Below are 26,935 nucleotides of genomic sequence, written 5' to 3' on the forward strand. Positions count from 1 at the left end.
ACTGCCAACCGGTCTTATTCTCATAGACATCCTTCTTACCATTAGGAACAAACAGTAAAGCACTGCTGCCATCGGGAACAACCTCGCTCAGAGTACTTGGCATTGTCTTCGCATCAATGCTGACATGGGTCAGCTTGCTGCAGCCGTCGAAGGCCTGCTTGCCGATCTCAGTCAGATTAGCAGGAAGCCATACCTTCTTCAGACTACTACAGCTCTGGAAAGCACTGGTTCCAATCTTCTCTACACCTGCTGGAAGATGAAGCTCCTCCAACTTAGATAAACCGCTGAAAGCAGACTCACCTATAGAGGTAAGCTTTGACAGTTGAGAAAGGTTCACCGAGGCAAGCTTGCTACAACCCTTGAAGGCATTCTTACCTATCTCAGATACACTCGATGGAAGAACTACACTCATCAGGTTAGTACAGCCTGAGAAAGCATTCTCGTCAATGATCTCAATACCTGCCTTGTCAATGCCGTCTGATTCTGTCCAGGTCTTCTCCTTGATGACAAGACTCTGGACCTTGTCCTTGTTGTCAAAAGTTGAAGGAGAGATGATATTTACATAATAACTTATCTCTTTACCTTCCTTATTCTTAATTACAACTGAGCTTGGGATCTCAAGTTCGGTCTTGCTACCGTCACCAGGGAAGGTGATGCCGATTACTGTCGCATCCTTCTTACTAGTATGGTAACGGTACTTGAACATACTACCTTGGTATGCAAGGTAATCACTCTCTTCCCATTTGCCCTTCACTTTATTTTGGAACCGCTGCCAGCCACCTGAATCCTCAGCCGTATAACTTCCTATACCTTCATCTGGGACATACAACAGCGTGCCAGCATATACATTACCATCAAATACATTTTCTGGGATATTAAATGCTTTTACAACATCGGAAACAATCTCTTTGATTGTTGAACAGCCTGCAAAAGCTTGTGCATCTATCGAGGTCAGAGTCTTAGGCAACTCAACCTTTGTAATTTGCGAGCAATTCTGGAACGCATATTTTCCGATTGAGCGCACAGTATACTCATCATTATTGACTTTCTCTTTTATCAAGGCTTCGGAAATACTTGTATTCTTAGACTTCGTCAGGATTGCGTATTTCGAAGTATCATCACCTTTCACTGTATAACAAGCGAAAATCATACCGTTCTCCTCAGTATCGGTAACATAATCACCTGCTCCCATTTCTACTACATTCGAGAACTGAGTCCAACTGCCTGTTGTATAACCAGTCTTTGAGGGAACAAACAATGTAGCTTTATTATTTTCAGGGATAGAGAATATATTATAATTCATTGCAGATGGATACTCCATCTTGCTAATTACATGAGATATTGCATTACAATTGTCAAAGGCACTTTCACCAATTGTAGTCAGAGTATTGGGAAGCCATATCTTATTCAGGTTACTACAATTCTGGAAAGCATTCTCGCCGATTTTCTCAACAACACCCAGATGAACCTCCTTAACCTTGCTGCCGCTGAAGGCACCGACTCCGATAGTCTTGATGTTATCGGAACGCAACTCTGGCAGTTTGGTATCACTGAAAGCATAATCACCGATAGAGGTCAGACTTGATGGGAACGGAATCTTATACAAACTTTTACATTTCTGGAAAGCATATGCACCTATAGAAACCAGGGTTGGTGTCTCACTCGAAGGAAGTTTCACTTCTTCCAGATTTTCACTGCCCTGGAAAGCATTTGCACCGATGCTCTCAATATCTGCCTGAATATCGATTGTCTTGATATTGCCCTTATCGGTATTCGTCTTGAAGACAGAGGGACCTATCGCTGTTACTAATACATTATCATATATATGACCAACACTATTTGTTAAGGAAACACTCTTTGGTATTGGAAGAGTCTCCAATTGGCCTGTCTGTGTTACTTGAATCAATGTTGCCGTTTTATTATCACCCACTATTTGACATTTATAAACCATAGCAGAGTAATTATTATCAGGTGCATCAAATACTTCTCCTTCTATAAATTTATCCTTTTCGAATATTTTCCAACCAGCAGTTTTTAAATATTCAGCTTTATTGCCATTAGGCAAATATATTTTCGAAATCTTAGGGGAAGTGAACACTTCAGAACTAATTTCAAACGGATTTTCTATTCTACTCGTAATAGTTGTAATATTGTTACATAGATTAAACGCTTCATCCCCAATACTACCTATGGTTGTAAGTGTAGATGGCAATATAACCTCTTCCAATGATGCACAATTATAAAATGCTTGAGCTCCAATTTTAGTAGTACCTTCTGGAATATCTACAATCTTAAGTTTATTATTGCTCTCAAATGCGTATTTGCCAATAGTCTTTAGATTAGATGGCAAAACAATATTCTCTAAAACCTTACAGTTTCTGAAAGCATAATCTCCAATTCTTTCTATTCCATTGGGAATGCTCACTGTTTTAAGTAATTGATTGTTTTCAAAGGCACGTCTTGCAATGAGATTAACCGTTTTACTGCCGTCTAATATAGAAGGCTTAATAGATGCAATAAATGCACTCTCTCCTGATGTATTCAAGTTTTTGAGCAATGCTGCATAATTATCATCGGCACCATATACATATCTCAGCCCTTCCTCATCATGATACTTTCTCTCTCCATAATAGATATTGGGGAAATTCCATCCTTTTTCCCTATACTGATTCTTATTATTACCAGTAGACTGAGGTATATATAATATAATGTCAGTATTTGGGAATGGGGAGGATTCGTCAACACCAATTTCTATCGGTTCTTCTTTATTACATTGAACTTCTATAAGTTTATCACAACCAGCAAAGGCACTACCCCTAATTGATTTTATACTTGATGGTATAATAAGCATTTCTAGTTTTTTACAATCTCTGAAAGCATTACCACCAATAGTTTCTATGCCGCCTAAACTAATATTTATCAAATTACCGCATCCCCAAAAAGCTTTCTCGCCAATACCTATCAAACTTGGAGGGCATATAACCTCTTTCAATTGTGAATGATTCATGAACGCATTTGCCCCAATAGTCTTGACTTTTGATGGTATTGTTAAAGTTTCAAAAGACCCAATAGATGAATTATTTTCATAGAAAGCAGACTCGCCAATTCTAACTAAGTCGTAATAAATATTATTATTTGGAACTTGCGAAGAGAATGCCCCATTAAAGTCTTTGTCACCTTTAATTAATATTGCTTCATTTCCAGATGATGTTGTCCATCCTACATATTTCATTTTATTATCATAAAATACGCTCATGCTTGTACATAGAGTAAAGTGGGTGAATTTCAGCGCTGCAGGATCTGAAGTTTCGTTTACAAACAATGTAGCATTTTTTCTAGTATCTTCTGCAAATATGGAAGTTGTTCCTATTGAAGATGGGACACTCTTAAAATAGACATAAGCCAACCTACTGCAAGAATTGAAAGCCTCCTTACCTATTCTATCAAGTCGTTCTGGTAAAATAAGTATCTTCAAATTCTCACAACTATTAAGTGCCTTTTCTCCTATCTTCAAGTTTTCACTCTCACCATTATCACTATCCAAGAACGTCAATTCTTCAATTGAGGTTGCTTTTGAGAAAGCATTATTATTAATTACCTTCACTACATAAGTAATATTGTCTGAGCCCACGAATGAATAAGGTATTGTAACGGCCTTAGCATCTGTTTCTACTTCTACTAAAGTAGCTTGATTTGATTCTTTTGCACAAATAAATTTCATTTTCACACCTTCAGGCGAAGTATATGTAACATTCTCCTTTATTGTGCCTTCCATGAAATAAGTAAACTTTTGCCATCCTGGATACGTCTGATATAAATCTGGTTCAGGAACATAAAGTGTTTTTTCAAGGGAATTGCTAAATACATTAGTGGGAATATCAAATGCAGAAGCAGTGCATTCGACACGGACTAAATTATCACATCCACTGAAGGCCTGTTCCTTTATCGATTTTAAAGTAGAAGGTAATTTGACAGTCTCTAATTGTTTACAACCATTGAAAGCTTGAGGTCCAATCACTTCTACATGTTCAGAAATTGTAATATTTTTAATATCGCCGAAACCAGAAAAAGCTAGTCTGTCAATTCCTGTAACTCTAAATTTAATATTTTGTTCACCAGAACTAATATTAAAAGTCGAAGGAACAACTATATCCTTTTCATTCTTTCCTGTGATCAACGTTGCTTCTTGAGATCCTTCCGCGCAAACATAAAACATACCAGTTACATCATCACTACCATTTTTATAGTTAATTGGTTCAGATGACATTGGGCCAACTAAAATTCTACTATATTTGGAGTTCCAATTCGGATCATTTTTGTAGTTAGCCTTACTTTCTTGCGATTCAACATAAAGCGTCACCAAACTATTATCAGAACAATATGGCAGACCTCCGGGTTTGAGTTTATTTTTGGGATCTAAAACCTTACAATAAATATGTTTCAAGTCTTTACAATCACTAAACGCATTATTAGCTATAGACATAAGTGTTTCAGGTAGTGTTAACAATTTCAAGCTAGAGCAACCTTTAAAAGCTGCCGTTCCTATGGCAGTAACAGGATATTTATCCAATATCTGACTAGGAATAACAGCGTACTCTATGTTTTTACGTACCTCCAACACACCTGTTAGAGTCGCCGTCGATTTATCCGGATCATACGTATATGTGTATGTTCCATCGTCATAATCTTCAGCCAGCATGGTCACTGATGTTAACAAACCAATCGCAAACAGTATAATCTTTTTCATATCACTTATAGAATTAGTCATTTAGGGGACAAAGATAAGAAATATATCGATATCTCCCAAATTTTAAATGTTAAATCTATAAATTTATATAAATTTATAAACCGACCTTAGATGGTGTATTATAGAATTTGATGTTCCTTCGGAAGATGGGACGTTAAGAAGGAATTCATATTTCGAACAATCATATTTGTTGATTATCTGGCTACAAATATACACATTTTCTTTGACACTGCCAAACATTATTCCTACTTTTTTTGGATAATTCAAAGAAAACATTTACCTTTGCAGCTATGATACATTATATACAGTTACTTCGCCCGCTGCAGTGGCTCAAAAACCTGTTTGTGTTTGCGCCCATCTTCTTCAGCACCAATCTGCTGAAGCCGGAATTCTTCTGGCCTACCTTAGCGGTATTTGCGTCGTTTTGTTTGATATCGAGTTCTATCTATTGCTTCAACGACCTGAAGGATGTGGAGGCTGATCGCCAGCATCCCAAGAAGTGTCATCGTCCCATTGCATCAGGCAAGGTGTCGGTGATAGGAGGATATGTGATGATGATATTATGTACCATTGGTGCGTTAGCCATTCTGCCATTGGCACAGAGTGTAAATACGCCTTACCTCTACGCCATTATCATTGGTTACTGGCTGATGAACATCGGCTATTGTCTGAAGTTGAAGCAGTTTGCCATCCTTGACGTATCAATTATTGCCATAGGCTTTGTGATGCGTGTATTAGTTGGAGGCATAGCAACGGATATCTACATTTCCCACTGGTTGGTAATGATGACTTTCCTGGTAACACTGTTCTTAGCCTTCACCAAACGTAATGACGACTATCGCATCTACGAACAAACAGGCACAAAGCCTCGCGTATCGATAACAGGCTATAACAAGACATTTATCAATGAGGCCACAGCCATCATTGCTTCTGTCACTTTGGTGTGTTACATCATGTACACCATGTCGCCAGAAGTAATCCATCGCTTAGGCACCCGTTATGTCTACCTTACGTCCGGATGGGTTTTAGCGGGTTTACTACGCTATCTGCAGAATATGATTGTGTTCGGACTGAGTGGTAGCCCAACCAAATCGTTGGTAAAAGACCATTTCGTGCAGTTCTGCATCCTTGGTTGGATAGCCTCATTCTTTGTAATTATCTATTTATAAGATGAAAAAGAAAGAAAGATACGATGCTATTTTAGCGCATTTCCGCGAAAAGATGCCTTTGGTAACTACCGAACTGGATTTTGGTAGCACGTTCCAGTTACTGGTGGCCGTTGTGCTGAGTGCCCAGTGTACAGACAAGCGTATCAACCAAGTGACGCCAGACCTGTTTGCCCACTACCCTGACGCAGCCTCGATGGCAGAAGCAGAGGAAGAAGACATCTTTGAGTGGATCAGAAGTGTGTCGTATCCGAATGCCAAAGCCAAGCATCTGGTAGAGATGGCACGTGTACTGATGGAGAAGTTCGGTGGCGAAGTGCCCAGTACGCTCGACGAGCTCCTCACCCTACCGGGCGTTGGCCGCAAGACAGCGAATGTGATTCAGAGTGTAGCCTTTGGTAAGGCCACCTTAGCAGTGGATACGCATGTATTCCGCGTGGCGCATCGCTTGGGATTAGTGAACAAAAGCGACAATACGCCCTATAAGGTGGAGATGGCGCTCACCAAATATATCCCAGAAGAGGATATACCCAATGCGCACCACTGGCTGCTGCTACACGGACGCTATGTCTGCACAGCGAGAAAGCCTCACTGTGAGAAATGCGAGATCGAAAAATACTGTGCAAAGGTTATTTCTTAGGCTGCGAACCACGATGATGCCCTTCGCCACGGTTGTGATTGCCCCAATTGCGGAATGCACGACGGTGGAACTTATCCTCGGCAATAATCGTACGGATAACCTTTGAAGCAGGGAGTACACGCAGGAATTTGTTATGATAGGTCTGCGCAATCTGCTTCAACTCTATCTCGTACTGGTCGCGACGCTGAATGGCACGCTTGCAAGAAGCCTCATCCTTGGGCAGTTTAAAGAGCTCGTGCATCTTATTATAAACCACACGCTGCTTCTGCTGCATCTCACGGTAAAGGGGGAAGAACTTAGCAGTCTCCTCAGCAGTCAATCCTGCCTCATTGGTAATATACTGTTCTAAATCAGCCTGAAACTTCTCGGGCGAGAACTTCTGCTGCTCCTCAGCAGAAGCAGTGAAAAGCGAGCAGTGCATAACGAACAATATCGCCATCACTCTCACTAACCATCCTCGTTTGATATCTATATTCATTTTTCTATTCACTCTTCACTATTCAATAACTATTACTCACTCGCACTTGCTAAGTATGAGTATATCTCATGATTATCAAGCATCATATAATCAGCAGCTTCATCCATATACTCTTCATTCTCAGATTGTTGCGAACGATTTTCAACCTTAGCTTGAACGGCAGTAACAGCTGTTGTATCGGCTTTCGACTGCCACATCCAAGCGGCTCCTGCAACCAACAAAGCACACACACTCGCCGCTGCATAGAATACAGGACGCACGAATACAGACTTAGCACGACGCTGCTGAGGCTGCTCAGGCAGATTCTGCATCACCTGGGCAGTCAGGTTGTCGAAATAACCCTCTGGAACACGGAATGGATTCCGCTTTCCAACCTTCTCCTGTATGTACATTTCTTCGTTCATCGTATATATGACGTATTGATATCCAAATAGTTTAATCGCGTGCCTTAAAAAAATCAGTAATCTTTTTCACCGCGATATGATACGAGGCTTTCAGCGCCCCTTCCGAAGTGTTAAGCACCTTACTCATCTCACTGTATTTCATCTCTTCATAATAGCGAAGATTAAACACCGTTCGCTGCACATCTGGCAACTGAGCGATAGCCTCCTGGAGCATCGCCTCGGTCTCACTACCATCGAAATAATCATCAGCCAACAAGGCATTGGCCACTGATAAATCCTCGGACGAAGCTGAAGCCACAAACTTATTGCGACGTAAGAAGTCGAGACTTTCATTAATGGCAATGCGGGATAACCAGGTTGACACCTTCGACCCGCCCTGGAAACTATCGAATGCATTCCAGGCCTTCAGAAAAGTATTCTGAAGCACGTCGTTGGCATCGTCATGCGTGAGCACGATGCGACGTATCATCCAATACAGCTGTTCGCTATATTCTTTTACTATCGACTCGAACTCTCTCCGCTTATCCATTTCAATTCCTTACTAATCACCTTGTCGAATCCATACAGATCGGGCAAATAATCGATGGCACCCGTCTTAGGATTCGGGAAGGCTGTATAATATAATATGTATAGAGGCACATGTGGCTTCACATCCCGATAGGATATCAGCTTAAACGGACGCTGAGCGTTGGCATGCTGACGAACCCAGTTGCGGCCACGATCAGTCACAGGCGTCATATCCATCGAGATACGGATGCTCTCGCGTGTCCACTCATCAGCATCAGGCAACAGATAGCAAGCCAGCTCGAATGGTTTCTGCACACGGACACAACCATGTGATAAAGTGCGACGATCGCGCTGGAAAGCACCGCGGTTATTGGTGTCGTGCAGATAAATCGAGAAATTGTTTGGGAAACGGAACACAATGCGCCCCAAGGAGTTGCCTACCCCAGCCCGCTGACTGATACGCAGCTTGCCTGAAAGCATGGAACTGGTACCTACATCGCTCACATTGAGGGTATCGCCCGATTCCTTGTCAATAATAAAATAACGGTTACGAGCAAAATAGGCCGAATCACCAGCATGGTTCAACACTTCGGTCTTGACGATATTCTGCGGGATGACCCACTCCGGATTAATCTGCATATAACTGATGGCACTATGCAGCAAAGGCGTCTTGGTAGGTACAGCGCCACAGCAGATACGCATATCGAGCACAGAGTCGCCACCAATCGCCCACAAATGCTGGGCAGGAATATTTACCAGTATCTGCCGCTTGTTAGCCTCCGGATGTGCTATCTGCCAACGGCAGCGCTCCATGTTGATTGCCAGTATGCGGCGTTTCTCGGCATCGGTAGTCTTATCCATCTCACTGAGGAGTGCCTGATATATATAGGTATCAGGAGCCGACGAAACAAGATACGACATCCTATCATCCTCCTTCACCTTCTTGGCAGCCTCGGTTGTATCAGGTGCAGCAGCTTCATAATCGAACACACGGGCAAAGGTATCAGGATTGCCCACCTTGGGATCCATACGGTTAAAGACGCGAGGACGCATAAAACCATAACGCTGACCAGTGGCATAACGGATATAAGCCTTAGTGAGATGAGCCTCCAAACGGGGAAGAACCTCATTGATGCTGACACCGACAGAATCGAAAGCAAGGGTATGTACTATCTCCAGATCCCTGGCTATCTCAGGCACAAAGAATGCCGCCGTATCCAAACCATTACGAGGCAGTTCACGGTTCAGGTAAGACAGCAACGAATCGGCATCTTCGGATACCCCCATACGATCGAACCACACGCCAGAAAGCGTGCTGTCCATCTGATTAACATATTCACCAAATGCCGAACGTTCAGCCTCCGTCAATTCGTTACCCCCACTTCCAAAACAGGAAGTCAGCAACCAACAGATGCTCAACAAACCGAAGATTATCGGATGGATATCTTGCGGACTACTTTGCCTACCCTTAATATGTAACACCCTTTAGACAGATTAAGTTCCACACGCTGTACAGGGGCATCAATATCATACTCTGCCACCAATCGACCAGTTAATGATACTACCTGAAGCTTTTCGCCCTGAGCACCACTAACCGTCACCGTTCGCCCATCAACAGCAACCGATGGCCCATCGACTTGCGCAGAAGGCGCTGGATCCATCAGCATGCCAACAGCCAGAACAGGGGCTGCCAGCAGGAACAATATGGTTGAGATAAGTATAAGTCTACGCATAAGCAATCTATCTATAGTTGGCGCAAAGTTAGGAAATTCTTTCGAAACAGCCAAATTTTAAGCTAAAAAAATGGCTTTTCTGACTTTTCAGACATCGAAAACATCCATTTCGTTGGTTAAATAGCTGTTTTCGAACACCTCTTTAGCCTGATTGAGCAATACCGTCTCGTCCTCATAGCGCGAGCTATAATGGCCCAACAGCAGTTTCCCCACCCCGGCATCGCGCGCCACCATAGCTGCCTGACGGGCTGTGGAATGACAATATTTCTCTGCCTGTGGCAGATGGTCATCGCCATAGGTACTCTCATGATAGAGGGTGCTCACACCCTTCACCTGTTGCCAAAGCTCTGGAATATAGCGGGTATCCGACAGATAAGCATAACTACGCACCGGGTCAGCAGGCATCACCAGTCGCTCGTTAGGAATCACATCACCATCGGGTGTTGTCCAATCGGCACCGCATTTGATGTTGTTCACCTGTGAATTGGGAATCCCGTAAGCCTCCATCATATCGCGACGGATATGCGGCTGGGAAGGCTTCTCAGTAATCAGGTAGCCACAACACGGCATGCGATGAATCAATGGGATGCTTTCGACTGTGATGCTCCGATCCTCAAAGACCACCGCACGCTGGGTGGTATCGACCGGATAAAAGACCACTTCGAACCCTAAATCATGGGTATAGAACTTCAGCTGGCGGGCCAGTTCGTCACCTAACTCCTTCGGTCCATGGACATGCAGTTTGGCTGTGCGACCCAACAAACCGAAAGTGGAAATCATACCAATCAAACCGAAGCAATGATCGCCATGCAGATGGGTGATAAATACATGACTGAGTTTGGTGAAACGCACCCGACATCTACGCAACTGCATCTGCGTGCCTTCCGCGCAATCCAGCATCAGCACCTTCTCACGTACCTCAACCACCTGCGAAGAGGCATTATGACGGAGTGTGGGAAGTGCACTCCCACATCCTAATATATGAACTTTAAATGGTTCCAATTTTTCTGACGTTTGTTTACATTTTCATGAACTCATCCTGATGCTCTTCCAGCTTCAAACCATGCAGATCAGGAAGTGGTTTTTCGCGCCAACGGGTGTACTCCAGGGTTTCCTCCTCATCCTGAGGCTTTCCGATGGTCTTATATATCAGGGTATCCGAGGAGAGTTTCAGAATATTATAGAAGTTAGTTTCCTCACCTTCACCACCACTCTCACGGATAGAGGTTATCTCCAGTTTTCCATTAAAGATTCGCCATGTACGATAGGTGATATTGGTCATCTCAATAGACTCTGCCACACCACCTTCCTTGATGCGGATACCAACCTCATCGCTGCCATCCAGCGGATCAGGCATCACCCAATCGCCCAGCAACAGGTTGACATTGATAACCTCTGTGGCTACGGTCTTTGCTTTATTGGTCATCACTGCCAAGCGATCGCCCACCCTGAAGGAGCCCAACAACTGATGTTCACTTCTGGCACGCGTGATATCGAGCGTCAGCGTATCGCCGTTATCCGTCAACAACTTCAACTGAGAAGCCGAAGGAATACCACTACAGAGGCCATAAATGGTGTGATCGCGAATCAGATCGTTCACATCAACCGTATCCTCTTCACGCTCAGCCTGATGACGACCACCGCCACCACAACTCATCAACATCACAACGGCTATTGCCACACTCAGAAAAACTAACTTTTTCATATCTTCGTTTTTGTTTTTTTGCAACGGACTTCAGGACTTTAAGGCTGTTTTCGCTTCATTCCACAAAGCGTCCATTTCACCTAAGGTCATATCTTTCAAGGGTTTGCCAATCTTGATGCTATGCGCCTCGATATAGTTAAACCTATCGATAAACTTACGATTGGTCTTCTCAAGGGCATTATCCGGATTGAGCTTATACAAGCGCGCCGCATTGATCACACTGAACAGGAAATCGCCCAACTCTTCAGTTGATTTTTCTTTATCTTCCCGATTGAGTTCCACTTCCAACTCTGCCAGTTCTTCGCGTACTTTCTTCCACACATCCTGACGGTCTTCCCAGTCAAAGCCTACATTGCGGGCTTTATCCTGAATACGATAAGCCTTAATGAGCGAAGGCAAAGCATCGGGCACACCAGCGAGTACAGATTTATTGCCATCTTTTTCCTTGAGTTTAATCTGTTCCCAATTTTCAAGCACCTGACCGACAGTCGTTACCTTTGCAGAATCACTATTCACTATTCCCTGTTCACCGTTCACCTCCTTTGGAACAAAGGGCAGTGGTTTGGGATCTTCGGCATCAATCTGCGAAGGATGATATACATGCGGATGACGGGTTATCATCTTGCGTGTCAGGGCATTGCAGACATCGGCCATATCAAACTGTTCTTTCTCCTCTGCTATCTTGGCATAGAAACAGATGTGCAGCAATACATCGCCTAACTCCTTACAAATATCAGGAATATCATTCTTAATGAGAGCATCGCAGAGCTCGTAAGTCTCCTCGATGGTATTGGGGCGAAGGCTCTCGTTTGTTTGTTTTTTGTCCCAAGGACAATTAGCCCTTAACGCGTCTAAAACGTCAAGAAACCGACCGAAAGCCTGCATTTTTTCTTCTTTTGTATGCATAAAACAATCATTTTCCGTGCAAAAGTACTAATTTTAAATGGAAATTTAGTAATTTTGCAGCGATTTTTGCAAAATATTAAAATATTATATATGGAATTAGCTAGCAAATACGACCCAAAAGAGGTCGAATCGAAATGGTATCAGTACTGGCTGGACAACAAGCTCTTTGCCAGTAAACCCGACGGACGTCAACCCTATACGATTGTGATTCCGCCTCCCAATGTAACAGGTGTGCTCCACATGGGACACATGTTGAACAACACCATTCAGGATATCCTAGTACGTCGTGCCCGTATGGAGGGCAAGAACGCCTGCTGGGTGCCTGGCACCGACCACGCCTCAATTGCTACTGAGGCAAAGGTAGTGAAAAAGTTGGCTGGACAAGGCATTAAGAAGCACGATCTGACCCGCGAGCAGTTCCTGGAGCATGCATGGGATTGGACCAACGAGCACGGTGGCATCATCCTGAAGCAGTTGCGCCGCTTAGGTGCCAGCTGTGACTGGGACCGCACCGCTTTCACCATGGACGAGAAGCGCAGCGAGAGCGTCATCAAGGTTTTCGTTGACCTCTATAAGAAAGGGCTCATCTACCGTGGTCTCCGTATGGTGAACTGGGATCCTAAGGCATTGACAGCTCTTTCAACCGAAGAGGTAATCTATAAAGAGGAGCAGAGCCATCTGTTCCACCTGAAATATTATGTGGATGGTCTGACCACACTCGATAACGAGGAGGCACTGAAGGCCGAAGGCAACATCATCCACAAGGATGAGAAGGGGTACTACGCTGTAGTAGCAACCACCCGTCCTGAGACCATCATGGGCGATACCGCTATGTGTATCAACCCCAAGGACCCCAAGAACCAGTGGCTGAAGGGCCGTAAGGTGATTGTGCCTCTGGTGAACCGCGTCATCCCTGTTATCGAAGACCGTTATGTGGATATCGAGTTCGGTACTGGTTGTTTGAAGGTAACACCTGCACACGACACCAACGACTATATGCTGGGTAAGACCCACAATCTGGAGACCATCGACATCTTCAACCCCGATGGTACCATCTCAGAGCAGAGTCCTCTCTACGTAGGTATGGACCGCATGGACTGCCGCAAGCAGATCAGCAAGGACCTGCAGGAAGCAGGATTGATGGAGCGCATTGAGGACTATATTAATAAGGTAGGCTACTCAGAGCGTAACCCCGATACCGCTATCGAGCCACGTCTCTCTATGCAGTGGTTCCTCTCGATGCAGCACTTCGCCGATATCGCTCTGCCACCCGTATTGAACGATGAGTTGAAGTTCTACCCAGCAAAATACAAGAACACCTATAAGAACTGGTTGGAAAACATTCAGGACTGGTGTATCTCCCGTCAGCTGTGGTGGGGTCACCGTATTCCTGCCTACTACTACAACGAGAATGACGACTATGTAGTAGCAGAGACCCGTGAGGAGGCTTTGAAGCTGGCTCAGCAGAAGGATCCAAAGGTAACGGATGCCGACCTGCGCCAGGACGAGGATGCCCTCGACACCTGGTTCTCTTCATGGCTGTGGCCTATCTCACTGTTCGACGGTATCAACAATCCCGGCAACGAGGAGATCAAGTACTACTACCCCACTTCTGACTTGGTAACAGGTCCGGATATCATCTTCTTCTGGGTTGCCCGTATGATTATGGCCGGTTATGAGTATATCGGCGACATGCCTTTCAAGAACGTTTACTTCACAGGTATCGTTCGTGATAAGTTGGGCCGTAAGATGTCGAAGTCACTCGGTAACTCACCCGACCCAATCGACCTGATTGAGAAGTTTGGTGCCGACGGTGTGCGTATGGGTATGATGCTCTCTGCACCTGCTGGTAACGATATTCTCTTCGACGAGGCACTGTGTGAGCAGGGACGTAACTTCAACAATAAGATCTGGAACGCCTTCCGCTTGGTTAAGGGTTGGAAGGTGGCAGACATTGAGCAGCCCGAGGCTGGCAAGATTGCTACCGCATGGTTTGAGGCCAAGCTAAAAATGGCAAATCAAGAAATTGAAGAACTATTCTCAAAATATCGTATTTCAGAAGCGCTTATGACTGTTTATAAACTCTTCTGGGACGAGTTCTCTTCATGGTACCTGGAGATGGTGAAGCCCGCCTATATCAATGGTGAGCCTCAGCCTATCGACCAGCAGACCTATGCTAAGACCCTCGAGTTCTTTGAGATCCTGCTGAAGATGCTGCACCCATTCATGCCATTCATCACTGAAGAGCTGTGGCAGCACCTGTATGACCGTCAGGATGGCGAGAGCATCATGCGTGTCAGCCTGAAGCTCGACACACCTACCAAGGCCGATGATGAGTTGACTGCTCAGATTGAGAACGTCAAGCAGATAGTATCAGGTGTTCGTATGGTTCGTAACCAGAAGAACATTGCGCCTAGGGAGCAGCTCGACCTGCAGGTAGTTGGCAAGAACGACTACGCAGAGTTTGATGCTGTCATCATCAAGATGGCTAACCTGAAGGGTATCAGCATTGTTACCGAGAAGGATGCCACCGCTTCTGCCTTCATGGTAGGAACCGATGAGTTCGCTGTACCTGTTGGTGACATGATCGATGTTGAGGCCGAGATTGCCAAGATGGAAGCGCAACTGCAGCACCTTGAAGGTTTCCTGGCTGGCGTGAAGAAGAAGCTCAGCAACGAGCGCTTTGTAGCCAATGCCCCTGAGGCTGTGGTAGCACTGGAGCGTAAGAAGCAAAGCGATTCTGAAGAGAAGATTGCTTCGCTGAAAGAAAGCATCGCAGCGCTGAAGAACAAATAATAAAAATCCCCGCCAAATCGGCGGGGATTTTCTATTTCAGACCTTTATTCAGGAATTCTATATAACCTTGAATATCCTCATCGTAAGAACGGCTGCCCGCTAACGGGTGGCCTTCTTCGTTTAACAGCACATAGAACGGCTGTGCATTGGCGCCGAACTTCACACGTTGCAGGTAACTCCACTTGTCACCCACGGTACGCAGTGTACGCTGCTGTCCATTCTCCTCCACTTGGATAGGTTCGTCCAATGGTGTCTTATCATCCACATACAGCGAGATCAAGATATACTTGTTATTCAGGATATCCGACACCTGAGGATCGCTCCATACAGCCGCCTCCATCTTGCGACAGTTCACACAACCGAAACCGGTAAAGTCGATGATGACAGGCTTGTGCTCTGCCTTGGCAGCAGCCATACCCTGTTCGTAATCCTTGTATTTAGCCTCGGTTACCGTCTTCTGCAAATTAAAATCCTGCGTACTCATCGGCGGTGCAAAAGCAGAAATAGCCTTCAGCGGTGCACCCCATAAACCAGGAATCATATAGATGGCAAAGGCCAACGACGCCATGGCCAGGAAGAACTGCGGCACATTGGTACGATGCTGATCGTCATCGTGCGGGAACTTAAGCCAGCCTAACAAGTAGGCACCTAACAGACCGAAGATGACAATCCACAACGCCAGGAACACCTCACGATCGAGGATATGCCAGCCATATGCCAGATCGGCCACACTCAAGAACTTCAACGCAAAAGCCAACTCGATGAAGCCCAAAGTCACCTTGATGGCATTCATCCAGCCACCCGACTTAGGTGCCGACTTCAATAATGATGGGAACATGGCAAAGAGCGTGAACGGAATGGCCAGTGCGATAGCGAATCCCAACATACCGATGGTTGGTGCCACAATACTACCCTGCGTAGAAACAGCCACCAACAGGAAACCGATAATCGGACCAGTACATGAGAAAGATACCAGTGATAAGGTAAATGCCATCAGGAAGATGCTCAACAAGCCAGTGGTGCTCTCGGATTTGGCATCCACCTTATTCTGCCACGCTGAAGGTAATGTGATTTCGAATGCACCTAAGAACGAAGCAGCAAACACGACCAGCAACAGACAGAAGAAGATATTGAATACTGCATTGGTAGCCAAGGCATTGAGTGCACTGGCGCCAAAGAGCAGCGTAACCGCCAAGCCTAACAGAACATAGATGACCACGATACTCAGACCGTATGTGGTAGCCTCACGAATCGCTTTGGCACGATCCTTATTACGCTTCAAGAAGAAGGATACGGTCATAGGGATGATGGGCCAGACACAAGGTGTGAACAGCGCCAAGAATCCGCCTAACAAGCCTTCGATGAATATCAGCCACCAAGCCATGCTTTCAGTAGGAGCTGTATCGCCGTTAAACGCCTGCAGCTCTGAAACAACTGGCGTCCAAAGATCATTCGCAACAACCGCGGTATCGACAGCAGCTGTATCGACGGGGGGGGCTATCTTCGCCGTTTCAGCAACCTCCTTTTCCTCGGTTGTCTCAGCCACAGCACTGTTTCCGCTCACTTTGAGCACAGCTTCGGATGGTGGCAGACAAGCCTGATCATTGCAAGCTCCATACTCCACATAGCAATCAATATCGTACTTGGGTTTGGTGAACTTAATCTTCTGTACGAAGCTTACAGCCTGTTCAAAGTAGCGCACCTCCATCTCGAAGAGCTTATCAAACTGCTTCAGCTCTTTTCCACGGGCCTGCAGTTTGCCGACAGGTTCGGCACCTTCCATTTTATTCTTGTGGAACGAAGCAGAAATTGGTCCATCACTTCCCAACCCGGTGGAATAGACATGCCAACCAGCATCAATCGTGGCCTTGAATACCAACTCAGCCTCACCATTCTTCAAGTCTTTCAACTGCGTGGTGAAGTGAACTGGGTCCATTATCTGGGCCTTGGCCGCTATGAAAGCAACCAAGAACACCAGCATAGCTAAGAGTTTCTTCATTTTTGTGTAGAAAAATTATCTGATAAACAACAACTCACGATACTTTGGCAATGACCAAAGACCGTCCTCCACGATCATCTCCAGATGGTCGATCTCATAACGGATAGCATCCATCTTCGGACAAACAGTATCATGATAGCTCATGGCACGCTCGTGGATATTATAGATACGATTAGCCACACGACGGGCCTCGGTCAGGTCATCGACCAGCTGTTCGATACGCTCAGTACGCTCGGCTATCTCCTTTATCAACTTCATATTACGGGCAGACAAGCGCTCAGCCTCAGCCTTCGCAAAGACATCCTTCATACCCTGCACATTCTTGATGAGCTGACTCTGATAATGTGTGCTGACAGGGATGATATGATTCATCGACAGGTCGCCCATCACACGAGCCTCAATCTGAACAGTCTTCACGTAAGTCTCCCACTTCACCTCGTTACGAGCCTCTAACTCCTTACGGTTCATCACCTTGGTCGACTCGAACATTTTTACGCTTTCCTTATCAAGATAATGCTCGATAATCTTTGGTGTTGACTTCTCGACATCCAGTCCACGCTTGGCAGCCTCGGACACCCACTCATCGCTATAGCCATTACCATCAAAACGGATAGGCTTGCTGGTCTTGATATCCTCACGCAGGATGTCAATAATGGCAGACAGCTTGCTCTCACCCTTGGCGATGCGCTTATCCACACGAAGCTTAAAGTTCTGCAATGCCTCGGTCACAGCAGAGTTAAGCGCAATCATAGCCGATGCACAGTTGGCTGAAGAGCCTGGTGCACGGAATTCAAAGCGGTTTCCGGTGAATGCAAATGGCGATGTACGGTTACGGTCCGTATTATCGATAATCAGATCAGGAATCTGAGGGATATCAATCTCCATACCCTGCTTACCCTTGATATTAAAGAGGTCGTCCTTATCCGACAATTCGATATGATCGAGCAACTCGGTGAGTTGTTTGCCCAAGAACGAACTGATGATAGCAGGAGGTGCCTCGTTACCACCTAAGCGATGCGCATTGGTGGCACTGACAATCGAAGCCTTCAACAATCCGTTATGCTTATAGACAGCCATCAAGGTCTCAACAATGAAGGTGACGAAACGCAGGTTCTCCTCAGGACTCTTACCTGGTGCATGGAGTAGCACTCCGTTGTCGGCAGTCAGACTCCAGTTGTTATGCTTACCGCTACCATTGATGCCATCGAAAGGTTTTTCGTGGAGCAACACACGGAAACCATGATTACGAGCCACACGCTTCATCAGTGACATGAGCAGCATATTATGATCGACAGCCAAATTGCATTCCTCGAAGATAGGTGCCAACTCAAACTGGTTGGGAGCTACCTCGTTATGACGTGTCTTACAAGGAATGGCCAGCTCCAAAGCCTGAATTTCCAAATCCTTCATGAAGGCCTGCACACGATCAGGAATCGTACCGAAATAATGGTCATCCATCTGCTGGTTCTTGGCACTCTCGTGCCCCATCAGGGTGCGACCAGTCATCACCAAGTCGGGACGAGCTGAATACAAGCCCTCGTCAACCAGGAAGTACTCCTGTTCCCAACCCAGGTTGACCTGTACCTTCTTCACATCATCGTAGAAGTACTGACAGACATCGGTTGCCGCCTTATCGAGTGCATGAAGAGAACGAAGCAGTGGTGCTTTGTAGTCGAGAGCTTCACCCGTATAAGCAATGAAGATGGTAGGAATACAGAGTGTATCATCGATGATGAACACTGGCGATGTAGGATCCCAAGCCGAATAGCCGCGTGCTTCGAAGGTGTTACGGATACCACCGTTAGGGAAGCTGGAGGCATCAGGCTCCTGCTGAACCAGCAGTTTTCCACTGAAAGTCTCCACCATACCACCCTTGCCATCATGCTCTACAAAAGCATCGTGCTTCTCGGCTGTTCCCTCTGTCAAAGGCTGGAACCAGTGCGTATAATGCGTAGCACCCATCTCCTGGGCCCACTTTTTCATACCTTCAGCTACTGCATCAGCAATAGAGCGATCCAGACGAGCGCCATTATCGATTACGTCTATCAGTTTGTTATAAACGTCGATAGGCAGATATTTATACATCTTCTCGCGGGTAAACACATATTTGCCGAAATACTCTGAGGGACGCTCTGATGGCGTTTTCACCTCGACAGCCTTCTTCTTAAAGGCCTCTTCTACAACCTGGAATCTAAGTTGATTTGACATAGTCTTATATTAATTATCTTTTTACCTTTTTACTTTCTTACCTTTAATCGATAAAGCGCTTGGTGATATCGCTATAGGCATCGATACGACGATCGCGCAAGAACGGCCACCAACGACGCACCTGTTCCGAACGGTCCATATCCAACTCTACAATGATACTCTCCTCATCATCAGTCGAAGCTTCGTAGAGAATCTCACCCTGAGGACCAGCTACGAACGAGGTTCCCCAGAACTGGATACCACCTGTCTGACCTGAAGGATCAGACTCAAAACCGACACGATTGACAGCCACTACAGGCAGTCCATTGGCTACGGCGTGACCACGCATCACCGTCTGCCATGCCATACGCTGGCGTTCCTGTTCTTCAGGCGTATCATTATCAGCATAGCCGATAGCTGTTGGATAGATCAACATCTCGGCACCTTGCATCGCCATCAGACGGGCAGCCTCGGGATACCACTGATCCCAGCATACCAACACGCCCAATTTTCCTACCGATGTCTGGATAGGATGGAATCCCATATCACCTGGGGTGAAATAGAATTTCTCATAATATGCTGGATCATCGGGAATATGCATCTTACGGTATTTGCCAACAATCTCGCCATTGCTCTCAATGACCACTGCGGTATTGTGATACAGACCTGGTGCACGCTTCTCGAACAAAGAAGCTACGATAACCACACCTAATGTCTTGGCCAATTCGGAATAAAACTTGGTGGATGGACCAGGAATCGTCTCGGCCAGATTGAACAGATCGACATCTTCCGTCTGACAGAAGTAAAGTGTATTATGCAACTCCTGTAAAACAATGAGTTGCGCACCACGTTTTGCCAAATCGGTGATACCCTCACCCAACCTCAGGATGTTGTCCTTCGTGTTAGCAGTATTATGCTGCTGTAAAAAACCTACTCTTAACTCCTTCATATGCTATTCACTATTCATTCTTCACTATAAGAGGATATTGCATGGTGCAGCAATGGAGCGAGCCATGCTGCTTAATGATACTTCTACAATCAATACCTACAACCTCCCTACCCTCGTGAGCTTCACCAATCAATCCCAGAGCTTCGGCATCGAGATCGGGCTGATTATAAGTGGGCACCAATACAGCGCCATTCATAACTAAATAATTCGCATAGGTAGCAGGTAGTCGCTCACCATCTTCATCATAGATGGCACGAGGCATCGGCAGTTTTACCAAGTGATAAGGTTCTCCCGCCATGGTACGGAAGGTCTGGAGTTGTTCCTCCATTTTCTTCAAGTCGTCATACTGTTCATCAGACTCATCATCACAACCTATATATAATAAGGTATGATTAGGAGCAATACGGACCAATGTATCGATATGTCCATCGGTATCATCGCCCGTCAGATGACCGTAATCTATCCAGAGAACACGCTCGGCACAAAGGTCGTGCTTCAAACGTGCTTCAATCTCATCTTTTGTCATTGGCTGATTACGATGAGGTGCTAACAAACAACCGGATGTGGTAAAGATGGTGCCTTCGCCATCGCTCTCGATAGAACCACCCTCGAGAACAAAGTCCTGACAATCCACATAGTCGCCTTTGACCTTACCCTCATCATAGATACGACGATTGATCGCATTATCCAGTGCCGCCTCGAATTTCTCGCCCCAACCATTGAAACAATAGTCAAGCAATCGGGCTCCACCTTCGTCATCAACCAACGTGATAAAACCATGATCGCGAGCCCATGTATCGTTGTTGGGTTCGCCCACTACCAGCAATTCCTCATATTGACGAATGGCGGCAGCCATTTCCTCATAAGTCTTGGTGATTTCGTCAAGCATGGGTGCCCAGTCAGTTTTCTCGTGCGGCCAGGTCAGCTGCACCATCGATTGTGGCTCCCATTCAGCGGGCAGTCGCCACCTTTTTGCGTCGATTTTCTTTTCTATGCTCATAATTTTGGCGCAAAGTTACAAAAAAATGAGTAATAACTGATGGCATGATAAGAATTTTTTGTATTTTTGCACTAACAATTTGCTATGTTAGAGGTTAAAGACGCTACAATATCCGTATCGGGGAAGGTTTTGGTAAAAAACCTATCCTTTATTGCAGACGACGGAAGACTGACTTGTATCACCGGAGCAGTAGGCTCAGGCAAGTCAACTTTTCTGCGTACACTCATGGGATTCCAGCCTATCACAGAAGGTTTTGTCAGTGTGGATGGCGAGCTATTAACTGTCCAGTCGGCACCATCCTTCCGCCGTATGATGTGCTATCTGCCACAGGACATCCACCTACTGCGCCATCAACTCTACCAGCCCGAGGCTCAGCCAGCTGAACCCGATGAATATCTTGTATGGAACAGTCAACTGCCGTCAGCTACAGAAATACCAAAGACACAGCCTCTGTCGCCCGAAGAGATATTCCAACTGGCCAGCAAAACCATCCATGAAGCCACCAACAAATCCATTGTGGTTGCTGATGAACCTGCATCACATCTCTCTCCCGAATTGGCTCCTCAGATGCTTGAGTTACTCCAGCAACAAGCCACACAAGGTAAGTGTGTGCTCATAGCCAGTCGGCATCCTCAACTCATAGCAAACGCTCATCGTGTGATTGATTTAAACCAGTTCCAGTTATGACTACAGCATTGATTCTTCATACATTCCTGGCCCTATTATTATTGGCTTTACCTTTTGGAGCGCTCTATCTCTTGGACCAGAAATCCATCAAGCCCTTGGCTATCGCTCTTATACGAGGATTGGCACAGTTACTGCTATTTGCCATTCTGATTTGGGGCGTGTACAAAGTGGACAACATCTGGTTATCGATGGGATGGTTCCTCATCATGTCAATATGGGCAGGATGGCTTGTAACCAGAAAATGCAAATTGCCCGTCAACCACCACCTACTACCTGCCAGTGCAGGACTTTTTGGTGGCGTCCTCATTATCGGGTTATGGTTACTGATAGCCGTATTACCAATCGGCCCCATCACTGCTCGTTGGTTTGTGCCAGTAATTGCTGTGTTGTTAGGACATTCTGCATCCATGTTAGTAAGAGGTCTCAGCGCCTTCGACGCCACATTTAAGCGCGACCGTGCTCAATTTGACTTTATGATAGGCAACGGAGCAACGCCATGGAAAGCCATGATACCATTTATGCGTACCAGTCTTCTGGCAATCCTTTCTCCCACGATTGCCAATCTTTCGGTTCTGGCATTAGCCGCCATTCCACTATTGTTCTGCGGTATGCTACTGGGTGGTTTCTCGCCTATCAACGCTTTCGCTGTGATGGTATATGCCCTACTGGGATGTATCGCTTCATCAGTATTATCATTAGGTATGACATTAGTTCTATTAAAATCCAAATATCTGTTATCATGGTGAGCAAGCTTTTTTTCGAGTTCATGCAGGTTTCTATCGGCCAGTTGGATTGCTTAAGCAGATTTCCTGCCCCTCATGAATGGCAGCAGTTATACAATCTGGCTAAACGCCAGGCTGTTGTTGGTATCTGTTATCATGGACTGACCAAACTGTTTGATTACGGACTGGTAGCACCACAGGAACTCTCGCTCGACTGGATGGCAGAGGCAGAAGGAATCAAAGAGCAGAATCGCGGTGGTAGTCGTAAGCTTATCAAGCTTCAGGAAGAGTTACAAACTCACCATCTGCGTTCATCACTCCTGACAGGTCCTGGACTTGTAAGATTTTATGACCGCGAGCTACAGATGCTTCGTTTCACCAAGGGCATTGATCTGTATGTGTTTGGCTACAAGAACCAGATTGATCTGAGCCAATGGCCAGACATGCAGGTACGCATCTTCACAGAACTGCGTGCCGGAAAATCAACGCAGCGCAATAACCGACTTGACAAGTGGATACTACAGAATAACGACCTGATGTACCGTAAAGCCGGAGAATTAACTGTACCCTCGCATTCTATGACTATCATCATCCAGTTGGTTCATCTGTATAATCTGTTTCTTGAAAAACGTCTGCTGATGAGAAACCTGATGGATCTGTTTTTCGTGCTCCGTTATGCCGGAGGTGACAGCAGGTTATTCCAGTTCTCTCAGACAAGCGTTGAGGGAGAAATACAAGAACTGGGACTCACCCGTTTCGCACGTGGCATCATGTGGCTGATGAAGGAAGTGTTTAATCTTGACCCCAAGTGCTTGCCAATCGAGCCTTTGGAAGAAGAAGGACAATTCCTGATGAAACACATCATGGGTAAAAGTTTATCATTCAAGGACGGGTGTCATAAACTATGGCATTATACCTGGCATAACATCGCTTAAGACTGCTTCGTGTATTTGACTCCAAACAGATAATGCCCCAGGACTGGGCTCAACCTGATTACATAGCTGGCAATCAAGCTGAGTGCCAGAACGCCTATTGATACAGCAAAAATCACAACGAACTCAACAAGCTGGTTCTCATATGCCTTCAGGGTATCAGCATTAGCCATCAGGAATCGCGGCAGGAAAAAATAGTGTAATAGATAAACATCGAGCGTTCGCGTTCCAATATACTGCAATGGCCTGGAGATATGGCAACGCTTGAGCCACGAAGCAGAGAGTCGGAAGAATGTAAACACTATAACCATACCAGTGATGCCACCCACATAAAACCTGAACATCTCGAATATCAGATGATCATGATGCGAAGTAGAAGCTACTAAGGCAAAGATAACCGTTACGAGTATGATTACAACAGGTTTATCCGTCCAGCGGATAAAGGCCTCGAAATGGCGTCTGACACAAGTACCTAAATAAAAAAACAAGAACAAACGCCATGTGGTTATACTCAAGAACCCCGAAGCATCCATCAGCCACAATTGATAACCATCAGCTACCATACGAAGACTATTGTAATAGCGCGCATAGATAAAAGTAGCGATAGCCAGTGACACAGCCATCAGGGGGGTCCATTTCCTACTGATGCGAATCATCAGCATATAGAGCACAAAATATTCAAACAATGCGAAGGTAAACCAATACCCTCCTTTAAGCGATCCTAACTGATGAAAGAATTCTGGTGGAGGCGCCAAAAGAAACAAGAAAATAAAAGTTGGCACCAACTGCACCATCGCCTTATGTCTAGTAACTTCTTTGAACGACCGCTGCGCCACGGACTCAAACAGCCAGCCACTAATCATAAAGAAACAAGGCAATCGGAAGAGGATAAACACAGCATTATACCCCATCCGCGAGTCACCAAAACAGAAATGACACACATGGGCAAACACCACGAGAATCATTGTCAATCCCCGCATCGCATCGATGTATTCTATTCTCTGTGCAGCCATTTCACTTGCAAAAGTACAGAAAAAAGTTGGAACTATTGCGTATTCCAGCTTTTTTCTGTATTTTTGCAGTATGAAAGAGCGAATAAACTGGATAGACTGGGCGAAAGCATTCTGCATGACGGTAGTGGTATTCTGCCACCTACCCCAACAGGAAGATACGTTTTATCTACAATATCTCGCATCAGTCATTCTCTCTACATTCTTCTTTGTATCAGGTTATCTAAAAAAACAGAATCTAACTATTAAGGAGTCTGCCAAGAAATACGGATACTCACTCCTTTTACCTTATATAATATATAATGCCATCTACTATCCCTATTGGCTTACCAAATTCTACATAGAACACGGCAGTATAACTATTATCGACGCATTTAGGCCTATCGTCGGCACAATACTGGGACAGCTAAACAGCAGTTTCTCATGCGAGCTAAACGGTGTAACATGGTTTTTAATCGCTCTATTCATCATGCACATCCTAACAGACGTGACCAACAAACATAAGCATAGCAAGTCAATAATGCTTATTCTCACCATCACATCCATGATGCTCTACGGCGCCAACAAATTCTACCACTATGCCCCATACATCACCTACCACGGATTAATCCGCTGTCTATGTTTCTTCTTCCTGGGAAATCTCTTGCAACATTGGCATCAGCTGAAACGATTCAATCTCCGAAAGGATTTAACAATCGGCACATCTACCCTATTATTGAGCCTCATTCTCTTCTACTGGCACATCCATGAAGACAGATTTATCATACATATTATATTATTCTATATTGTAAATACCATCTCTGTATTTGCCTTTATATACCTGGCAAAATCGCTCAACGCAGTCAAAAGCCACATAATCACCCTCATATCTATAGGAACCATGCTGATCTTCGGCCTCCATCGTATGATGATTGGCATAATCGATTACACCTTAGAGAATAGTACGGATATCTCAAATATCACTTATAACTGGTACCAAAACATTGCCTTAGTTATAATAATAGAACTAACATTATTACCATTCATCATTTGCACCCAAGAAAGGTTGCCATCCCTTTTAGGAAAGAAATAGTACTTAAAATTTGGATTACTAAGAAAATAATATTATTTTTGCAGAAAAATATTCTATATGGGAAATACGATTATAATTACAAACAGGTTAATTTGGATTGATTGGGCAAAAGCCCTAGCAATTACCTTGGTAGTATTTGGACACACGCCAATAGAAAAAGGAAATTTTCTACAAAATTACATCGTAGTTTTTCATATGCCCCTATTCTTTTTCATCTCGGGATTTTTAACAAAAGAAGAGTTTTTTAGTAAAATTACTCTGAAAAAATATTGGAACACTCTTATTATTCCATATTTTTGCTACAATATTATCTTTTATCCATATTGGGTAGTTAGGCATTCTATAGATTATCCCTATGCAGGATGGTATGACTATATTAAACCGATAATTGGTACTTTTATGCTACAACATAAAACAGCTTATTATGAGTCACTAAATGGAGTTACATGGTTTATTGTATCTCTACTGATTATGAAAATTATCCTCGCAATATGCAACAAATACAAAAAAGGAGGATTATTCATTATACTATTATCAATATGTACCACATGTTTTTATATAGTTAACGAGGCATTTCGTTTTGTTACAGATTTACCTTTTGTAGGATTTACAAAATGCTGTGCTTTTTTTTACCTTGGTTTCTATTGTAAACAGAAGAATTATATCTACACAGATTATCAGAAGAAAGATATTTTCATCTGCCTGTTAGGAATCATTAGTAGCATCTATTTTTTTTCTATTTTTAGAAATGGTACTTCCATTGTTGAATATGGCATACTTTATTGGTTAATCTGTTTATCTGCAATTTGGGGAATACTAAGTCTTTGCAAGCTTCTGAACAAGGTCCATTTTACAGCTATTGACAATATTTCAATAGGCACCATTGTTATTATGGGGTTACACAGAATGTTTATTGGAGCCACCAACTATGGTATTTCAATGTTATTTGGTATTCAAAGAGAAATTGTTTATCCTCTTATAACAGCTATTCTCATAGCACTTTTTTTTGTTGCATTAGAATACCCCATAATAATATTCTTCAAGAACAATTTTCCATTTATGCTCGGGAAGAATAGAATACAAAAGTGTTAAGAAAAAACTATTAATCCAAATGCAGGTTGTTATATTTTTCAAACTCTATTACATTTTTTAGTAATACCATCTCAGTATTTGCCATTAACTACATAGCAAAATCGCTCAATGCAATCAAAAGCCGCATAATCACCCTTATTCCCTATAATTACCCATCATCATCAACAACAAAGATAAGTGGCCTATTCTTTTTGGAAAAAACA

Annotated in this window: 22 protein-coding genes; 8 read left to right on the forward strand and 14 right to left on the reverse strand. The window is 44.5% G+C overall.

The annotated features are described in order from the left end of the window. A partial coding sequence (locus T495_RS0109350; RefSeq protein ID WP_197020378.1) for a leucine-rich repeat domain-containing protein occupies positions 1–4,747 on the reverse strand: 4,747 nt, incomplete at its 3' end. 290 nt (positions 4,748–5,037) lie between these two features. Between T495_RS0109350 and T495_RS0109355 the strand changes: the two genes are divergently transcribed. Then, positions 5,038–5,916 (forward strand): UbiA prenyltransferase family protein, encoded by an 879-nt coding sequence (locus T495_RS0109355; protein ID WP_028904566.1) that lies wholly within the window; start codon positions 5,038–5,040, stop codon positions 5,914–5,916. Between the two features lies 1 nt (position 5,917). Further along, positions 5,918–6,553: an endonuclease III gene (gene nth, locus T495_RS0109360; RefSeq protein WP_028904567.1), complete on the forward strand. Its 636-nt coding sequence runs from the start codon at positions 5,918–5,920 to the stop codon at positions 6,551–6,553. On the opposite strand, the gene T495_RS0109365 is transcribed toward nth, so the two are convergent. From T495_RS0109365 to mazG, 8 genes are all read right to left on the reverse strand, one after another. After that, a complete protein-coding gene (locus T495_RS0109365) occupies positions 6,543–7,031 on the reverse strand; it encodes a hypothetical protein (RefSeq protein WP_231480268.1) in 489 nt (162 codons plus the stop codon). The genes nth and T495_RS0109365 overlap by 11 nt on opposite strands. 32 nt (positions 7,032–7,063) lie before the next feature. Continuing rightward, entirely contained in the window at positions 7,064–7,435 is a 372-nt protein-coding gene (locus T495_RS0109370) for a hypothetical protein (RefSeq protein WP_033148482.1), read from the reverse strand. 31 nt (positions 7,436–7,466) lie between these two features. After that, positions 7,467–7,964: an RNA polymerase sigma factor gene (locus T495_RS0109375; RefSeq protein ID WP_036916210.1), complete on the reverse strand. Its 498-nt coding sequence runs from the start codon at positions 7,962–7,964 to the stop codon at positions 7,467–7,469. Next, complete coding sequence (locus T495_RS0109380) at positions 7,934–9,424, reverse strand: L,D-transpeptidase family protein (RefSeq protein WP_197020379.1); 1,491 nt, start codon at positions 9,422–9,424, stop codon at positions 7,934–7,936. The genes T495_RS0109375 and T495_RS0109380 overlap by 31 nt, the downstream gene beginning before the upstream one ends. Continuing rightward, complete coding sequence (locus T495_RS0109385) at positions 9,373–9,675, reverse strand: T9SS type A sorting domain-containing protein (protein WP_028904571.1); 303 nt, start codon at positions 9,673–9,675, stop codon at positions 9,373–9,375. The genes T495_RS0109380 and T495_RS0109385 overlap by 52 nt, the downstream gene beginning before the upstream one ends. 87 nt (positions 9,676–9,762) lie before the next feature. After that, on the reverse strand, positions 9,763–10,677 hold the full coding sequence (locus T495_RS0109390) for a ribonuclease Z (RefSeq protein ID WP_033148483.1): 915 nt from the start codon (positions 10,675–10,677) through the stop codon (positions 9,763–9,765). A gap of 16 nt (positions 10,678–10,693) precedes the next feature. After that, positions 10,694–11,380, reverse strand: a complete 687-nt coding sequence (locus T495_RS0109395) for a lipocalin family protein (protein ID WP_028904573.1) — start codon at positions 11,378–11,380, stop codon at positions 10,694–10,696. Between the two features lie 30 nt (positions 11,381–11,410). Continuing rightward, positions 11,411–12,286 carry a nucleoside triphosphate pyrophosphohydrolase gene (gene mazG / locus T495_RS0109400; protein WP_028904574.1) on the reverse strand — a complete coding sequence of 292 codons (876 nt, stop codon included), beginning with the start codon at positions 12,284–12,286 and terminating at the stop codon, positions 11,411–11,413. Between the two features lie 90 nt (positions 12,287–12,376). Here mazG and T495_RS0109405 point away from each other — a divergent pair, with 90 nt between their 5' ends. Continuing rightward, positions 12,377–15,082 (forward strand): valine--tRNA ligase, encoded by a 2,706-nt coding sequence (locus tag T495_RS0109405; RefSeq protein ID WP_033148484.1) that lies wholly within the window; start codon positions 12,377–12,379, stop codon positions 15,080–15,082. A 31-nt stretch (positions 15,083–15,113) separates the two neighbouring features. On the opposite strand, the gene T495_RS0109410 is transcribed toward T495_RS0109405, so the two are convergent. The 4 genes from T495_RS0109410 to T495_RS0109425 are packed head-to-tail and all read right to left on the reverse strand — an operon-like array spanning position 15,114 to position 21,217. Beyond that, complete coding sequence (locus T495_RS0109410) at positions 15,114–17,081, reverse strand: protein-disulfide reductase DsbD (RefSeq protein ID WP_033148485.1); 1,968 nt, start codon at positions 17,079–17,081, stop codon at positions 15,114–15,116. A gap of 15 nt (positions 17,082–17,096) precedes the next feature. After that, positions 17,097–19,289 (reverse strand): glutamine synthetase III, encoded by a 2,193-nt coding sequence (locus tag T495_RS0109415; RefSeq protein ID WP_033148486.1) that lies wholly within the window; start codon positions 19,287–19,289, stop codon positions 17,097–17,099. Between the two features lie 43 nt (positions 19,290–19,332). Next, positions 19,333–20,217: a carbon-nitrogen hydrolase gene (locus tag T495_RS0109420; protein WP_028903982.1), complete on the reverse strand. Its 885-nt coding sequence runs from the start codon at positions 20,215–20,217 to the stop codon at positions 19,333–19,335. Between the two features lie 10 nt (positions 20,218–20,227). Beyond that, positions 20,228–21,217, reverse strand: a complete 990-nt coding sequence (locus T495_RS0109425) for an agmatine deiminase family protein (protein WP_033148487.1) — start codon at positions 21,215–21,217, stop codon at positions 20,228–20,230. 129 nt (positions 21,218–21,346) lie between these two features. Here T495_RS0109425 and T495_RS15240 point away from each other — a divergent pair, with 129 nt between their 5' ends. From T495_RS15240 to T495_RS0109440, 3 genes are read left to right on the forward strand one after another with little or no spacing between them, the layout of a single operon-like run. After that, on the forward strand, positions 21,347–21,904 hold the full coding sequence (locus T495_RS15240; protein ID WP_197020380.1) for an ATP-binding cassette domain-containing protein: 558 nt from the start codon (positions 21,347–21,349) through the stop codon (positions 21,902–21,904). Further along, positions 21,901–22,650 carry an ABC transporter permease gene (locus tag T495_RS0109435; RefSeq protein WP_033148488.1) on the forward strand — a complete coding sequence of 250 codons (750 nt, stop codon included), beginning with the start codon at positions 21,901–21,903 and terminating at the stop codon, positions 22,648–22,650. Before T495_RS15240 ends, T495_RS0109435 begins: the two co-directional genes overlap by 4 nt. Next, complete coding sequence (locus T495_RS0109440) at positions 22,644–23,561, forward strand: nucleotidyltransferase family protein (RefSeq protein WP_033148489.1); 918 nt, start codon at positions 22,644–22,646, stop codon at positions 23,559–23,561. The genes T495_RS0109435 and T495_RS0109440 overlap by 7 nt, the downstream gene beginning before the upstream one ends. Here T495_RS0109440 and T495_RS0109445 read toward each other — a convergent pair. Continuing rightward, entirely contained in the window at positions 23,558–24,571 is a 1,014-nt protein-coding gene (locus T495_RS0109445) for an acyltransferase family protein (RefSeq protein WP_033148490.1), read from the reverse strand. The genes T495_RS0109440 and T495_RS0109445 overlap by 4 nt on opposite strands. 70 nt (positions 24,572–24,641) lie before the next feature. Between T495_RS0109445 and T495_RS0109450 the strand changes: the two genes are divergently transcribed. Next, the gene (locus T495_RS0109450) at positions 24,642–25,640 is read left to right on the forward strand and encodes an acyltransferase (protein WP_033148491.1); all 999 of its coding nucleotides are present in this window, start codon (positions 24,642–24,644) and stop codon (positions 25,638–25,640) included. Positions 25,641–25,697: 57 nt separating this feature from the next. Then, entirely contained in the window at positions 25,698–26,732 is a 1,035-nt protein-coding gene (locus T495_RS0109455) for an acyltransferase family protein (RefSeq protein WP_033148492.1), read from the forward strand. Positions 26,733–26,935 lie beyond the last annotated feature (203 nt).

The organism is Prevotella sp. P6B1, from assembly GCF_000702825.1.
GTDB lineage: Bacteria > Bacteroidota > Bacteroidia > Bacteroidales > Bacteroidaceae > Prevotella.

Excerpts from the sequence above, each read along its gene's own strand:
- T495_RS0109355 (WP_028904566.1), top strand. The coding sequence starts at position 5,038 with ATGATACATTATATACAGTTACTTCGCCCGCTGCAGTGGCTCAAAAAC.
- nth (WP_028904567.1), top strand. The coding sequence starts at position 5,918 with ATGAAAAAGAAAGAAAGATACGATGCTATTTTAGCGCATTTCCGCGAA.
- T495_RS0109365 (WP_231480268.1), bottom strand. The coding sequence starts at position 7,031 with ATGAATATAGATATCAAACGAGGATGGTTAGTGAGAGTGATGGCGATA.
- T495_RS0109370 (WP_033148482.1), bottom strand. The coding sequence starts at position 7,435 with ATGAACGAAGAAATGTACATACAGGAGAAGGTTGGAAAGCGGAATCCA.
- T495_RS0109375 (WP_036916210.1), bottom strand. The coding sequence starts at position 7,964 with ATGGATAAGCGGAGAGAGTTCGAGTCGATAGTAAAAGAATATAGCGAA.
- T495_RS0109385 (WP_028904571.1), bottom strand. The coding sequence starts at position 9,675 with ATGCGTAGACTTATACTTATCTCAACCATATTGTTCCTGCTGGCAGCC.
- T495_RS0109395 (WP_028904573.1), bottom strand. The coding sequence starts at position 11,380 with ATGAAAAAGTTAGTTTTTCTGAGTGTGGCAATAGCCGTTGTGATGTTG.
- mazG (WP_028904574.1), bottom strand. The coding sequence starts at position 12,286 with ATGCATACAAAAGAAGAAAAAATGCAGGCTTTCGGTCGGTTTCTTGAC.
- T495_RS0109405 (WP_033148484.1), top strand. The coding sequence starts at position 12,377 with ATGGAATTAGCTAGCAAATACGACCCAAAAGAGGTCGAATCGAAATGG.
- T495_RS0109410 (WP_033148485.1), bottom strand. The coding sequence starts at position 17,081 with ATGAAGAAACTCTTAGCTATGCTGGTGTTCTTGGTTGCTTTCATAGCG.
- T495_RS0109415 (WP_033148486.1), bottom strand. The coding sequence starts at position 19,289 with ATGTCAAATCAACTTAGATTCCAGGTTGTAGAAGAGGCCTTTAAGAAG.
- T495_RS0109420 (WP_028903982.1), bottom strand. The coding sequence starts at position 20,217 with ATGAAGGAGTTAAGAGTAGGTTTTTTACAGCAGCATAATACTGCTAAC.
- T495_RS0109425 (WP_033148487.1), bottom strand. The coding sequence starts at position 21,217 with ATGAGCATAGAAAAGAAAATCGACGCAAAAAGGTGGCGACTGCCCGCT.
- T495_RS0109435 (WP_033148488.1), top strand. The coding sequence starts at position 21,901 with ATGACTACAGCATTGATTCTTCATACATTCCTGGCCCTATTATTATTG.
- T495_RS0109440 (WP_033148489.1), top strand. The coding sequence starts at position 22,644 with ATGGTGAGCAAGCTTTTTTTCGAGTTCATGCAGGTTTCTATCGGCCAG.
- T495_RS0109445 (WP_033148490.1), bottom strand. The coding sequence starts at position 24,571 with ATGGCTGCACAGAGAATAGAATACATCGATGCGATGCGGGGATTGACA.
- T495_RS0109450 (WP_033148491.1), top strand. The coding sequence starts at position 24,642 with ATGAAAGAGCGAATAAACTGGATAGACTGGGCGAAAGCATTCTGCATG.
- T495_RS0109455 (WP_033148492.1), top strand. The coding sequence starts at position 25,698 with ATGGGAAATACGATTATAATTACAAACAGGTTAATTTGGATTGATTGG.